Annotated in this window: 10 protein-coding genes; 4 read left to right on the top strand and 6 right to left on the bottom strand. The window is 72.1% G+C overall.

Annotated elements, in window-relative coordinates; all coding sequences use genetic code 11:
• Positions 1-72 precede the first annotated feature (72 nt).
• Positions 73-831 (top strand): hypothetical protein, encoded by a 759-nt coding sequence (locus ACT3SP_RS00120; RefSeq protein ID WP_444585194.1) that lies wholly within the window; start codon positions 73-75, stop codon positions 829-831.
• A gap of 28 nt (positions 832-859) precedes the next feature.
• On the opposite strand, the gene ACT3SP_RS00115 is transcribed toward ACT3SP_RS00120, so the two are convergent.
• From ACT3SP_RS00115 to rhaI, 5 genes are all read right to left on the bottom strand, one after another.
• The gene (locus ACT3SP_RS00115) at positions 860-3,151 is read right to left on the bottom strand and encodes a family 78 glycoside hydrolase catalytic domain (RefSeq protein ID WP_444585193.1); all 2,292 of its coding nucleotides are present in this window, start codon (positions 3,149-3,151) and stop codon (positions 860-862) included.
• 6 nt (positions 3,152-3,157) lie between these two features.
• Positions 3,158-4,513, bottom strand: coding sequence for an MFS transporter (locus ACT3SP_RS00110; protein ID WP_444585192.1), 1,356 nt, complete (start codon positions 4,511-4,513; stop codon positions 3,158-3,160).
• Positions 4,514-4,770: 257 nt separating this feature from the next.
• Positions 4,771-6,309 carry a rhamnulokinase gene (locus ACT3SP_RS00105; RefSeq protein WP_444585191.1) on the bottom strand — a complete coding sequence of 513 codons (1,539 nt, stop codon included), beginning with the start codon at positions 6,307-6,309 and terminating at the stop codon, positions 4,771-4,773.
• A complete protein-coding gene (locus ACT3SP_RS00100) occupies positions 6,306-8,348 on the bottom strand; it encodes a bifunctional aldolase/short-chain dehydrogenase (protein ID WP_444585190.1) in 2,043 nt (680 codons plus the stop codon). Before ACT3SP_RS00100 ends, ACT3SP_RS00105 begins: the two co-directional genes overlap by 4 nt.
• Positions 8,349-8,350: 2 nt before the next feature.
• The gene (gene rhaI, locus ACT3SP_RS00095) at positions 8,351-9,529 is read right to left on the bottom strand and encodes an L-rhamnose isomerase (RefSeq protein ID WP_444585189.1); all 1,179 of its coding nucleotides are present in this window, start codon (positions 9,527-9,529) and stop codon (positions 8,351-8,353) included.
• A gap of 253 nt (positions 9,530-9,782) precedes the next feature.
• On the opposite strand from rhaI, the gene ACT3SP_RS00090 reads away from it, so the two are divergent.
• The 3 genes from ACT3SP_RS00090 to ACT3SP_RS00080 all read left to right on the top strand — a co-directional run bounded on the left by ACT3SP_RS00090 (position 9,783) and on the right by ACT3SP_RS00080 (position 13,392).
• Entirely contained in the window at positions 9,783-10,142 is a 360-nt protein-coding gene (locus ACT3SP_RS00090; RefSeq protein ID WP_444585188.1) for an L-rhamnose mutarotase, read from the top strand.
• Positions 10,143-10,226: 84 nt separating this feature from the next.
• The gene (locus tag ACT3SP_RS00085; RefSeq protein ID WP_444585187.1) at positions 10,227-11,255 is read left to right on the top strand and encodes an alpha/beta hydrolase; all 1,029 of its coding nucleotides are present in this window, start codon (positions 10,227-10,229) and stop codon (positions 11,253-11,255) included.
• 4 nt (positions 11,256-11,259) lie between these two features.
• Positions 11,260-13,392: a sugar phosphate isomerase/epimerase family protein gene (locus ACT3SP_RS00080; RefSeq protein ID WP_444585186.1), complete on the top strand. Its 2,133-nt coding sequence runs from the start codon at positions 11,260-11,262 to the stop codon at positions 13,390-13,392.
• Here ACT3SP_RS00080 and ACT3SP_RS00075 read toward each other — a convergent pair.
• A complete protein-coding gene (locus ACT3SP_RS00075; RefSeq protein WP_444585185.1) occupies positions 13,353-14,039 on the bottom strand; it encodes a hypothetical protein in 687 nt (228 codons plus the stop codon). The genes ACT3SP_RS00080 and ACT3SP_RS00075 overlap by 40 nt on opposite strands.
• Positions 14,040-14,084 lie beyond the last annotated feature (45 nt).

The following is a 14,084-nucleotide window of genomic DNA, read 5'->3' as shown; positions in this document are numbered from 1 at the left end:
AGGACTGTCGGACCTCCGACGTGGGTTCGTCCGTCGCATGCTCGAGGAGAACAGAAGGAGGCTGGTGGGCTCATGACGACGATCGCCCTGCAGGACACGAACACACCCGAGCTCGCCTTCGATGGCTCCCGGTCCTTCCTCGTCACGCGCCAGCACCCGGAGTTGCGGCAGTACGAGAAACTCGGCGTGCTCACGGAAATACGGGACGGCTGGGAGTTCCGATACTTCTCGGAGGTCGCCTCCACGCCGGGGATCTCGCCTCTCCCTGGCCTGACGGCCACGGACGCCCCGATCCGGTCACGGAATCTGTTCCCTCTGTTCGCGCAGCGGGTCCTGTCCACCCGACGGCCTGATCGGTCTCGGATCCCGGCCTCGCTCGGGCTCGACGAGACCGCCACGGCCTTCGAGCTCCTCGCGCGCAACGGCGGCCGACGCCACGGAGACTTCATCGAGCTCATCCAGCTGCCGGTTCCGCAGGGGGATGGCACGGAGAGGTTGCGGTTCCTCGCTCACGGCATGCGACATCGTTCTCCGGAGGAGCAGCAGATGATCGACGGGATCGCTCAGGGTGATCCCCTCCGGATCGTTCCCGAGGTGGACGATCTCGTCGACCCCTCTGCTCTTCTCATCACGACAGACGATGGCGTCCGACTCGGATGGGTTCCCGCCCCCCTGGTGCCGTTGCTCTACCGCGCGAGAGGTCTCAGCGCGACAGTCGCCCATGCCAACGGCAGCAGGAGCAATCCCTGTCCGAGGCTTCTCGTGAACGCGGAAGGCTCGCTGATCGATGCAGGCCACTTCACGGATCCGGAATGGGAGCTCGTCGACTGATCCGAGGTCGGTGCGGAATCGCGCCGTCTTAGAACCGGTGCCGTCCGCCGGTGACGGCGTGCCGAGCACCATCGGGCAGCACGATGTCCGCCTCGACGCCCTCGGGGACCAGGGCCTCCAGGGCGAAGCTCCCGTCGGCCGCCGAGTCCCACTTCACCTCGATCCGGCCCGCGGCCGAGTCGTAGGCCCCCTTCGCCCAGTCGATGCCGGGCCCCGGCGTGGGCTGGATCAGGATCCGGCGGTACCCGGGCTCGGCGGGACGGATCCCGAGCACCACCTGGTAGACCCAGTCCGCGACGGCGCCGAGGGCGTAGTGGTTGAAGCTGGTCATCTCCCCGGGGTTGATCGAGCCGTCCGGCAGCATCGAGTCCCAGCGCTCCCAGATCGTGGTCGCCCCCATCGACACCGGGTACAGCCAGGAGGGGCACTCCTCCTCGAGCAGCAGCCGGTAGGCGTCCTCGACATGGCCCGTCTCCGAGAGCGCCCAGGTCACGAACGGGGTGCCCGCGAAGCCGGTGGAGACCTTGTATCCCGCCTCGCGCACCACCTCGGCGAGGCGTTCGGCCGCGAGCGGGCGCGTGGCCGGATCGAGCAGGTCGAAGGCGAGCGCGAGCGCGTAGACGGTCGCGCAGTCCGAGAGGATGCGTCCGTCGGCCTGCACGTAGGCGTCGGTGAACGCTGCCAGCGTGCGGTCGGCGAGCTCCTGCCACCGGGCGGCGTCGGCCTCCTGGTCGAGCAGTCGCGCGGTCTCGGCGGCGAAGCGGGCGGAGCGGATCAGGCAGGCGGTCGCGACCACGCCCTTGTCCGCCTTCGCGTCCGCCGGGCTGTGGGGCGAGGCGTCCGGATCGAGCCAGTCGGCGAACTGGAAGCCCGTGTCCCACAGCCCGCTGGGGGACAGGGCCCGCTCGACGGACTCGAGGTGCAGGACCATGCCCGGGTACTGCGCCCGCAGCCGCTCGAGGTCGCCGTAGGCGTTCCACAGCGCTTCGGCGACCCAGACGGCGGCGTCCCCCCAGAGAGCGGTGGGGATCTCCTGCGGCTCGTCGCCGAAGAAGGGGTCCGAGCCGGCCGAGCGCAGCTTGAGGATGTCGGGCACCACGAAGGGCACGAAGCTCAGCGGGGGCAGTGCGGCCTCGGCGTGCACGTCGAGCAGCCAGTTGTGCAGGAAGTCGTTCACGTCGAACTGGAAGGCGGCCGTCGCCGCGAAGGCGGCGATGTCCCCGGTCCAGCCCAGTCGCTCGTCGCGCTGCGGGCAGTCGGTGGGCACGGCGAGGAAGTTCCCGCGCTGGGACCAGATCGAGTTGCTGATCAGCTGGTTCACACCCTCGTGGGAGCACTCGAAGAAGCCGGTGCGCGGGATGTCGGAGTGCACCACCACGGCCTCGACGTCCTCGGCGGTGAGCTCGCCGGGCCAGCCGGTGATCTCCGCGTAGCGGAAGCCGTGGAAGGTGAGGGTGGGCTCGAAGGCCTCGCCCGCGGGATCTCCGGCGAGGGTGATCGAGTCGGTGGCCTTCGCGGCCCGCAGCGGCCGGGTGCCCAGCTCCTCGTGCTCGAGCACCTCGGCGTGGCGCAGGGTGATCACGGTGCCCTCGGGGCCCGTGACCGTGAAGCGCAGCCAGCCCACGAGGTTCTGCCCGAAGTCGAGCAGGGTCTTCCCGGAGGGGGAGGTCCAGATCCTCTCGGGGCGCCGTGACTCGTGGCGGGTGATGAGCGTAGAGGTCTGCTCGATCAGCGTGGCGCGATCGATCTCGGCGGTGCGCACGGGGCGGGGCGCCCCGGCGGCGAGCCGACGGTCCTCGTGCTGGCCGTCGTAGATGGTCGCGGAGGTGATCGGGGAGTCGGTGGCGCTCCAGGACTCGTCGGTGACGATGCGCTGGACGGTGCCGTCCTCGTAGGTGATCTCCAGGGCGGCGAGCAGGACGTTCTCCTCGCCGTAGTTGGCGTCGGCGGATTCGAAGCCGAAGTCGCCGTTCCACCAGCCCCGGCCCAGGAGCACGGACAGCTCGAGCTCCGGGCCGCTCGTGCGGGCCTGCTCGGTGACGTCGAAGCGCTGCACCTGGAGACGGGACTCGTAGACGGTCCAGCCCGGGTTCAGCACGGAGTCGGTGGCGGGGAGGCCGTTGATGCTCGCCTCGTAGACGCCGTGCGCGGTGGCCAGCAGCTCGGCGCGGGCGACGGCGGAGGCCGGCTGCTCGAGCGCGGCGCGTGTGGAGAGCACGGGGGCGCGTCCGTCATGGGGCTCGGCGGTGAGGGCGCGTGCCTCCGTGAGGGAGTCGAGGAGGGCGGTGCTGTCGGGGGCGGCGGGGGAGTGGTGGGTCATCGGAGGTCACCTTTCGGAGGGAGCGTACGGGCTGGTGGTCGGGGAGAGCGTCGAGGAGGATCCCGGCGAGGAGAGCGAGGCCCCGGCGGGGCGCACCTCCGGGTCGGTCTCGGTCTCCTCGGCGAAGGCGTCGAACCGCGGATGCCGGAATCCGGCCCAGCCGCAGGCCAGGCCGAGCGCCACCACGGCGGCGAGCAACGAGTAGGCCAGGGTCGGGGTGTTCATGAGGGCCGGGGTCATCAGGGCGACACCGGCCGCGATCACGCGGGCCACGGCGATCACGTAGCCCTGGACGGTCGAGCGCAGCAGGGTCGGGAACGACTCCTGGGACCACACCTTCATGATCGCCTCGAAGGCGAAGGCGCCGCCGATGGCGTTGAAGAAGCTCAGCGCGATCCAGGGGATCGTGCTGAAGCCGAGGGCGACGGGGATCAGGTAGGAACCGGCGAGCAGCACCGCACCGATCGCGTAGAAGGTCATGCGCAGCGGGGTGTCCACGACGCGCATGAACACGAACGCCCCCAGCATCCCGACGCCGAGCATCACGATGCCCAGCAGGGACTGCGCCTGGACGGAGAGCCCGACGACGTTCACGCCGATGTAGGTGCCGAACTGGCCGCCCGTGTTCGCGCCGATGTTGGTCAGCGTGTAGAAGCCGACGAGAGCCAGGAACGGGACCAGCAGCATCCGGTTCCCGAGGATGTCCCGGATGCCGGTGCTCCGCGCCCGGATCGTGGCCGACCCGGAGCTGCGCTCGCGGTTCGCGAGGGACCAGGTGCTCGACTCCGGGATGCTGAGCCGGGCGAGCATCACGATCAGCGCGACGATCCCCACGTGGGCGAACATGATCTGGCCTCCCAGCTGGCCCATCCCGCCGGCGACGATCCCGAAGACGTTCGCCCCGATGATGCCGCCGAACCAGAGGATCTGGGAGAAGCCGACGAGCTTCCCGCGATGGTGATCCGAGGCGGCCTCGGAGATGGTGGCGAGGGAGACCGGCAGATCGGCCCCGGAGCCGAGGCCCACGAGCACCATCCCTGCCATGAGCAGGCCCACGCCGGGAGCGAGGATCAGCAGCACCGACCCCGCGACGATCATCGCCATGGTGACCAGGAAGACCGCGCGCCTGCCGAAGCGGTCCCCGAGCTGCCCTCCGGTCAGCGCGCCCACGGCGATGCTCAGGGTGAGCGTGGCCGAGAGGATGCCGATCTGGCTCTCGGTGAGGCCGATGGAGTGCTGGTAGAGGACCAGTGCGGTGCCGGAGCTGACGATGGCCGCTGCGTCGATGTAGGAGGCCATCCCGCAGATCAGCGCCACCAGCCAGGGGCTCGGGGAGGTGGTCTCGGGGTGATGTGGTGGCACGCTGTTCTCCTTCGAACCGGTGGCGGGATGGCGACGCCCGCAGGCGCCGTCGCGGAGCCTCCGTGTGTTGAAACGACTCAACACGAGGTGTGGTCGACGCTAGCAACGTCGGTGACGCCCCCACAACCCCTGAGCCGGTGCGGGATCCGGGAAAAGGCGTGCTCGTGTCGACCGGGTGCGCCCCGGTACCGCGCGACGTGCGGGGAGCGGGGCGGGAGCGAGAACGGTCCTGACCTCGGACTCCGGCCCGGGTGGCCTCACTCTGGGCCCGCTGTGGCGCGGGCCGGTGACGGGCTGAACACCTCCGGCTCGGCGCTCGCACGCACCAGGTCCCGGATCGCACCGGGCGCGTCGGAGATCGCTCCGAGCGCGCGTGCCTGCAGCGCGATGTTCCCCAGTGCCGTCGCCTCGACCGGCCCCGCGATCACCGGGATGCCGATCGCCCGGGCGGTGAGCTGGTTCAGCAGGGCGTTCTGGCTGCCGCCGCCCACCACGTGCAGGCGCTGCGGAAGCGGTGCCCCGGCGAGCCGGCAGGCGGCGTGCAGTTCGTCGCGGTAGGTCTCGGCGAGCGATTCGAGGATGCAGCGCACCAGCTGGGCGGGGGTGCGGGGGCGCTCGTCCTCGCCGTCGAGGGGCCGGGCGGCCGCAGCGACCCGGTCGGCCATCCGGCCGGGGGAGAGGAACTCGGGATCCGTGGGGTCGATCCGGAAACGGTCCCCGGGCACCGCCGCCGCGGCCTCGAGCAGGTCGGCCAGATCCACGCTCGCGCCGTCCTCCTCCCACTGCCGGATCGACTCGCTGACCAGCCACATCCCGGCCACGTTCTTCAGCAGGCGGACGGTGCCGTCCACCCCGCCCTCGTTGGTGAAGCCGGCCTCCCGCGCCTGCTCGGTGAGCACGGGGTCCGTGAGCTCGAGTCCGATGAGGGACCAGGTGCCCGAGGAGATGTAGGCGATCGGCCCGGTCCCCGGCGCCGGGACGGCGAGGACCGCCGAGGCGGTGTCGTGCGAGCCGACCGCGATCACCGGCACCTCGCCGATCCCGAGCTCGGCGGCGAGCGCGGGGCGCACCGTGCCCAGCTGCTCGCCCGGGGCGATCAGCGGCGCGAGCAGCTCTCGCCCGACGCCCGCCGCCTCCAGCAGCTCCTCGCACCAGTCGCGCCCGTCGGCGGCGAGCATGCCGGTGGTCGAGGCGTTGGTGCGCTCGGTGCGGCGCTCGCCGGTGAGCAGGTGGCCGATGAGATCGGGCACCATCAGCAGCGAGCTGCCCGCGGGCAGCGCCGCGAGGCGGTCCTCGGCGGCGAGCTGGTAGAGGGTGTTGAAGGGCTGCTGGGCGATCCCGGTGAGCGCGAACTGGCGCTCCCGGGGCACGCGCTCGGCGAGCGCGTCGGCGACGGAGTCGGTGCGGCTGTCGCGGTAGGCGATCACCTCGCCGATGAGCTCGCCCGGGCCCGGGACGGGGGTGCCGTCGGGCCCCGCCTGGTCGGGAACGACCAGCGCGTAGTCCACCGCCCACGAGTCGGCCCCGATCGAGGCCAGCCCCTCGAGATCGCGCACCAGGGCGAGGTCGTGGGCGTTCGAGAGTCCCTGTCGGATCTCCGCCCACAGCGCCTCGAGGTCCCAGCACAGGTGGCCTCCGCGCTCCACCAGGCGGTTCTCGAAGCGGTGCGCAGAAACCAGCTCGATCCGGCCGTGGTCGACCACGCCCAGCATGACCCGGCCCGAGGTGGCGCCGAGGTCGATCGCCGCGACCGCGAACGGGCCGAGGGGCCGAGCGGGGCCGGACGCGCCGCTCATCGCAGGAAGGCGGCCGCGACCCCGGCATCGACCGGGACGTGCAGGCCGGTGGTGTGCGAGAGGTCCCCGGCGGTCAGCGCGAACACGGCGTTCGCGACGTTCTCCGGCAGCACCTCGCGGCCCAGCAGCGTGCGCTGGGCATAGAACTTGCCGAGATCCTCCTCCTCGACCCCGTAGACCTTCGCGCGCGAGGCGCCCCAGCCGCCGGCGAAGATGCCGGAGCCGCGCACCACGCCGTCGGGGTTGATGCCGTTGACCCGGATCTGGTGCTCGCCGAGCTCCGCGGCCAGCAGTCGCACCTGATGGGCCTGGTCCGCCTTGGTCGCGGAGTAGGCGATGTTGTTCGGCCCGGCGAACACGGAGTTCTTCGAGGAGATGTAGAGGATGTCTCCGCCCATGGCCTGGTCGATCATCACCCGGGCGGTCTCCCGAGAGACCAGGAACGAGCCCCGCGCCATGACGTCGTGCTGCAGGTCCCAGTCCTTCGCGGTGGTCTCCAGCAGCGGCTTCGAGAGCGAGAGCCCGGCGTTGTTGACGATCAGGTCCAGCCCGCCGAAGGCGAGGACCGCCTCGGCGACCATGTCGATCACGGCCTGCTCGTCGGAGACGTCGGCCCGCAGGGCCACGGCCCGGTCGGGACCGCCCAGTTCCTCAGCGGTGGCCTGCGCGTTCTCGAGGTTCAGATCGGCGATGACCACGCACGCCCCCTCGGCCGCGAGCCGCGTCGCGGTCGCCTTCCCGATCCCGGATCCGCCGCCGGTCACCAGCGCGACCCGGGTGGCGAGCGGCCTGGGCCTCGGCCTGCGCCGCAGCTTCGCCTCCTCGAGGGCCCAGTACTCGATGCGGAACTTCTCGGACTCGTCGATGGGGGAGTAGGTGGAGATCGCCTCCGCGCCGCGCATCACGTGGAGGGCGTTGACGTAGAACTCTCCGGCCACGCGGGCGGTCTGCTTGTCCGCGCCGAAGGAGAACATGCCCACGCCCGGGATCAGCACGATCGCCGGATCGGCGCCCCGGATCGCGGGGGAGTCCGCGTCGGCATGGCGCTCGTAGTAGGCGGTGTAGTCGGCGCGGTACGCCTCGTGCAGCTCCTTCAGCCGTGCCACCGAGTCCTCGACCGAGGCGTCCGCCGGCAGGTCCAGCACGAGGGGCTTGACCTTGGTGCGCAGGAAGTGGTCGGGGCAGGAGGTGCCCAGCGCGGCGAGCTCCGTGAGCTTCCGGCCGGCGAGGAACTCGTGGACCACCTCGGTGTCCGTCCAGTGCCCGACCATCGGGGCATCGGTCGAGGCGAGGCCGCGCACGATCGGGAACAGGGCCGACGCCTTCGCACGCCGCTCGGCCTCCGGCAGCGCCTCCCGGCGTGCATCGTGGGCACCGAAGGGCTCGGCGTCGCCCGTGCGCTCGATGAACGCGGTCGCCTCGGCGATGATCCGCAGCGAGTTCTCCTGCGCCTCCTGCGAGGTCTCGCCCCAGGCCGTGATCCCGTGCCCGCCGAGGATGCAGCCGATCGCGCGGGGGTTCTCCTGCGTGATCGCCGCGATGTCCAGGCCCAGCTGGAAGCCGGGCCGGCGCCACGGCACCCAGACCACGGCCTCCCCGAAGATCTCCGCCGTCAGCGCCTCCCCGTCGGCCGCCGTGGCGATCGCGATCCCCGCATCGGGGTGCAGATGGTCCACGTGCGGAGCGTCCACGAGGGCGTGCATCGCGGTGTCGATGCTCGGGGCCGCCCCGCCCGTGCCGAAGAGGCAGTGGTCGAAGGCGGCGACCATCTCGTCCTCGCGCTCCTCGCCCGGATAGATCTCCTGCAGGGCGCGCACCCGGTCCAGGCGCAGCACGGCCAGACCCTTCTCGGTCAGGGTGCCGAGGTCGCCGCCGGAGCCCTTGACCCACAGCAGCTCGACGTCCTGCCCGGTGACGGGGTCGGTGTCGGCTCCCTTGGCGGAGGTGTTGCCGCCGGCGTAGTTGGTGGTGGTGGGGTCCGCGCCGAGCGCGTTCGAGCGGGTCAGCAGCTGGTCGATCGTCTCCCGTGCAGTGCTCATGCTCAGGCGCCCCATCCCATCTGGTTCCCACCGACGCGTTCGGCGGCGACCTTCTCCTCGTAGCCGCTCGCGCGGAATGCCGCGAAGGGATCGGCCGGCAGGCCCTGCTCCTCGCGCAGCGCCGCGAGCGCGGGGCGCACGTCGGTCCAGAACGCGTCCATCAGGATCGCGTTCGCCTCGAGCACGTCGTGCCGCTGCTGCGCCTCGGCGAGCGCCTCGCGATCCACCAGCAGCGCCTTGGCCAGGGTCTCCTGCACGTTCAGCACCGAGCGGATCTGGCCCTGGATCTTGGACTCCAGATTGTGGCACTGGTCGAGCATGAAGTTCACGCCCGAGGCGGGGCGATGGGCGTCCTGCTGCACGATCTCGAACAGGATGCGGAACAGCTGGAACGGGTCCGCGGCGCCGACGATGAGGTCGTCGTCGGCGTAGTTGCGGGAGTTGAAGTCGAAGGCGCCGAGCCGCTGCTGGCGCAGCAGCTGGGCGACGATGAACTCGATGTTCGTGCCCGGGGCGTGGTGGCCGGTGTCCAGCACCACCATCGCCTGCTCGCCGAGGGCCAGGCAGTGCAGCAGGCTCGTGCCCCAGTCCGGCACGTCCGTGTGGTAGAACGCCGGCTCGAAGAACTTGTACTCGAGGACCATGCGTTCGCCCTCCTGGAGGCCCTGGTAGATCTCCTGCAGCGACTCGGCCAGGTGGTCCTGCCGGGCACGGATCGAGTCCTGGCCCGCGTAGTTGGTGCCGTCGGCCAGCCAGATCTTCAGCTCGTGCGAGCCGGTGGCGCGCATGACCTCGAGGCATTCGAGGTGGTGGTCGATCGCGCGGCGCCGCACGGCCGCCTCGCTGTGGGTGAGCGAGCCGAACTTGTACTCGTCGTCCTGGAAGGTGTTGGAGTTGATCATGCCGAGGGAGACGCCCTGCTCGGCGGCGAACTCCGCGAGCTTCCCGAAGTCCTCCACCCGGTCCCAGGGGTAGTGCAGGGAGACCCGCGGTGCGGAGCCGGTGTAGGCGTGGGTCTGCGCGGCGTCGGCGATCTTCTCGAAGGGGTCGCGCGGGGTGCCGGGGGTGCCGAACACCTTGAAGCGCGTGCCGGAGTTCCCGTAGCCCCAGCTGGGAACCTCGATCGAGAACTCGGTGAGGTCGCGGGCGACGTCCGTGGGGAGGGCGGAGGTGGTGGGCATGGGGCTCCTTCGGGATCAGACCGGGACCTGGGTTGACGGTGACGGTCGGCGCGGCAACGGGCGGATGCTTGAAACGACTCAAAGCACCGTACCACGGGGCGTGACGCCGGGCCAAGGGTGTCGGCGGGACCGTTGGTAAGCGCTTGACACAGGGGAAGTCGCGTTCGAGGATTCAGGGTGTCCGGCGGAGACGCCCGAGGAGCCGGCACGCCGCCGACCCGTCTCCCGACCCGCCCCGATCCGGAAGCGCCGCATGAGCACCCCCGACCTCGACCGTCTGCTCGCCACCACCCCGGCCCGCAGCTCCCACCGCTGCTGCTTCCTGCTCCACGTACGGCCCGAGAAGCTCACCGAGTACGTCACCGCCCACCAGGACGTCTGGGACGAGATGCGCGAGGCGCTCCGTGCGGCCGGCTGGCGCAACTACTCCCTGTTCCTGCGTCCGGAGGACGGCCTGGTGGTCGGTTACTTCGAGTCCGAGGACGTCGACGCCGCGCAGGAGGCGATCGCCCGCGCCGCCGTCAGTCCGCGCTGGGAGGCTGCGATGGCCGAGTACTTCGCCCCCGGCGGCGGCGAGAAGCAGGTGCTCCCGCAGTACTTCCACCTCGCCTGACGTCCACCTCGCCCGAGCCGCTGACCGCTCGGCCTCCGCCCGCGCCGCCGCCCGAGGGCACGTCCCCCCACAATAGGAGCCCGGATGACCACCGCCGACCCCGCTGACTTGCAGGACACCGAGTTGCTGGACACCGCCATGCAGGACCGCCTGCGCACTCTCGCCGACGCCGCCCGCCGCGGACCCCTCGCTCCTGAGGACGACGCGGCATGGAACGCCCCCTACGGACCGCCCGAGCGCTGGGACCTGCGCATCGAGAACCGTGAGGCGCCCGGCCCGCACGGCCCGGTGACCCTGCGGGTCTACACCCCGATCGCCCCGTCGGAACGAGCGCGGCCCGTGCTCGTCCTCTGCCACGGCGGCTCCTTCCAGCACGGCGACCTCGACATGCCCGAGGCGGACCACACCGCCCGTGGCGTGGCCGGTCGGGCAGACGCCGTCGTGGTCTCCGTCGACTACCGACTGTGCGACGAGCCGCCGGGCGGCAGCCCCGCCCGTCGCCTGCCCGGCACGGACCCCGGCCTCGACGTGCGGGCACCGATCCCCGGCGACGACGTCGTCGCCGCGGTGGACTGGGCCCGCGAGCACGCCGAGGAGCTCGGCATCGATCCGGATCGCCTCGCGCTCGGCGGGGCGAGCGCCGGCGGCAACCTCGCCGCTTCCGCCTCCCTGCGACTGGCCGAGGCCCGCCGCACCCCCGCCGTCTCGGTGCTGCTGTATCCGGCCCTGCACCCGCAGAACCCGGCGCCGACCTCCGAGGAGGCCCCGGCCCTCGAGGAGCTCCCGGAGATGCTGCGCTTCACGCCCGAGAAGATGCGCATCATGTGCGAGAACTACCTGGGCCGCCCGCTCGAGGACGCCACCGTCCACGACTTCCCCGGCCTCGCCGCCCCGGAGGACCTCACGATCCTGCCCCGCACCTACCTCGAGGCCGACGAGCACGACGACCTGCGCACGAGCGCCCGCCGCTACGCCGCGCAGCTCGCCGAGGCGGGCGTGGAGGTCGAGTACGAGGTGCGCCGCGGCGTCACCCACGGCCACCTCAACAAAGTGGGCCTGCCCCAGGCGCACGTGACCTGGGACCGCATCGCGGCCCTGCTGATGGAGCTCTGACCCGATGGAGCACGGAATCCTCACCGACCACGCCGGCGCCCCTGCCGCCCGCGCCGCGGGCGCCGACTACATCGAGCCGACGGTGCTCGGGAACCTGCTGGTCCAGATCGCGGACGGCACCTGGCAGGAGGCCCCTGCGGCCGACGGATGGCAGCCGGCCCCCTCCTTCGCGGTCATCGCCCCGGCGGGCCTCGGACTCTCCGACCCCGCCGCGGACCCACAGCACATCGAGGATCACCTGCGCCTGGTCATGACCGCCGCGGCGCGCCGTGCCCGCCCCGGCGCGACCGTGGTCCTCGGCTCCGGCGCCGCCCGTCGCACCCCCGAGGGCGTCGACCCCGCCGCCGCGCGAGCGCAGTTCGCGCGCTCTGTGCGCCTGGCCCGGGACCTCGCCGCCGAGCACGATCTCGAGACGATCCTCGAACCGCTCCACTGCGGCGAGACCGACCAGATCAACACCCTCGCCGAGGCCCTCGCCTTCCTCGACGAGCACGACCTGGGCGAGATGCGCGTGGTCGCGGACCTCTTCCACATCATGCTCGAGGAGGAGCCGCTGGACGTGGTGCGCGAGCATGCGGGCCGCGTCGCCCACGCCCACATCGCCGACACCGATCGTCGCCCGCCCGGGCAGGGGGACTGGCCGCTGCGCGAGTTCCTCGACGCGCTGCGCGAAGGCGGGTACCGCGGCGCGGTCTCGATCGAGTGCACCTGGCAGGACCTGGCGAGCGAGGCCGCCGACGCGCTCGCCGCCGTGCGCGCCGCCGACAGCTTCCCGTCGGCCGCCCGCACCGCGGTGATCAGCCGCAACGGCGGTTGGTGCTGGTTCCAGGACGAGCGCGCCCTGGTCGACGCCGCCACCGGGACGCTGCTGCTCGGCGCGGTCGCCTCCACCGGCGGGGCGGACGGTGCGCGACGCGGCGGCGACGTGGACGTGCACGTCGTGGACCTCGACCGCCTCGGGGCACACGACGCGGTCACCACGGTCCCGCTGCACGCCGGCCTCGAGTCCGACGACCACGACAATCCCGCCCTGTGGCGGCGGGAGGACGGCCGCTGGCTCGCCGTCTACAGCCGCCACAAGTCCGACGACCTCACCCGCTGGCGGATCAGCGAGGTCGACGACCCCACCCGGTGGGGCCCCGAGCGGAGCGTCGACTGGACGAGCCTGTTCGACTCCCCGGAGGAGGCCCGTGTCCACGGCGGCGGCCGCGGCGTGACGTATCAGAACCTCCACCGCCTGGACGGGGTGCTGCACTGCTTCGTCCGCGCGATCAACGACGACCCCTGCTATCTCGTCTCCCACGACGACGGCACCACCTGGGAGTTCGGCGGGCGCCTCCTCACCCGGGAGAAGGTCGGCTACGTCAACGGCTACGCCCGCTACGCCTCGGGCGCCCGCTTCGGCACCGAGGACCGCATCGACCTGATCATCACCGAGCACCATCCCCGCGACTACGGCACCTCGATCTGGCACGGGTATCTCGCCGGCGGCCGCCTGCACCGGGCCGACGGCACCGCGGTGGGCGCGCTCGGCCGGGCCCTCGAGGACCCGACGCCCCGGGCCGAGGACCTGACCCGCGTCTTCACCAACGGTTCGACCTGGGGTGGGACGGTGATGAGCCACGCCTGGACCACCGACCTGCGGCGTTTCCCGGACGGCACCCTCGTGGCGCTGTTCACCGCCCGGGCCGATGACACCGTCGGCACCGCCACCAGCCGCCACGAGACCGCTCCGATCGACCACCGCTTCTTCCGCGGCGTGCTCGCCCCGGGGGAGGGGGACTGGCAGGTCCGGGAGCTCGCTGCAGCGGGCCCCCAGCTCTTCCCCCACGAGGAGGACTACACGGGCCTGGCCACCGTCGACCCGGAGGACCCGCACGCGCTGTGGCTCTCCGCCGTGGTGGACCCCCGCGACGGCACCCCTCTCGCTCACCACGAGATCTTCCATGCCCGCACCGCCGACGACGGCGCGAGCTGGACCTGGACGGCGATCACCGAGGACTCGGGCAGGGACAACGTGCGTCCCCTCGCCGTCCCCGGCGACCCGTCCCGCGAGGTGCTGGCCTGGTACCGCGGGGCGCTGCGCACCTCCCAGGACTACGACGCCGAGGTGGTCGTGCGCGTGGCGGAGCGCTGACGGGGCGGGTGCGCCTCTCCCGGCTGCGCCGACGGTCCCCAGAGCCGGCCGAGGATCCAGGGCGGGACGCTGAACCCGCAGGCGATCGTGAGCGGGGCGAGCAGCCACAGCGGTGACAGCAGCACCACCAGGGCCGGTGCCGCGAGCGCCGCGAGCGGTCGCCGCGTGACCAGGGACAGCGCGCTCAGCACGACGGCTTCCCGCGCCGCGCCCTGGTCCCGGGCGGCGACCGCGACATAGGCGCTCATCACCGTCACCAGCAGCCACAGGACCGGGACCGTCACACCCACCGCGAACACCCGCACGGAGGGATCCAGCCTCGGCAGCACCAGGCCGTTCCCGACCAGCCCCGCGAGCACCAGCACCAGGAGGAGCGAGGCAGGCAGGTCGCGCCGCAGCGTGCGGCGCATGTGCGCCAGCGCGCTCGTGAAGGCGGAGTCCCGATGCTGCTCGAGGTCTCCGGTGACGCGGGTGGCGGCGGCGAGGGCGGGGACGATGCCCACGACGGTGAGGATCCCCAGCATCGCCGCCCAGTTGGCCGAGAGGAAGGCCGCCGGGGTCGCGAGCAACCTCACCAGGCCGCGCGGCTCGAGGGGATCCCGTCGGCCGATGCCGCGCTCCGCACGGGAGAGCGGGGCAGCGGCCACCGGCTCGGTCGGTTCCGCCGGCACCGTCGGCGCCGACGAACCGGC

The organism is Brachybacterium sp. AOP43-C2-M15 (genome assembly GCF_052446295.1).
Taxonomy (GTDB): domain Bacteria; phylum Actinomycetota; class Actinomycetes; order Actinomycetales; family Dermabacteraceae; genus Brachybacterium.
This window is presented reverse-complemented; position numbering and strand designations above follow the sequence as displayed.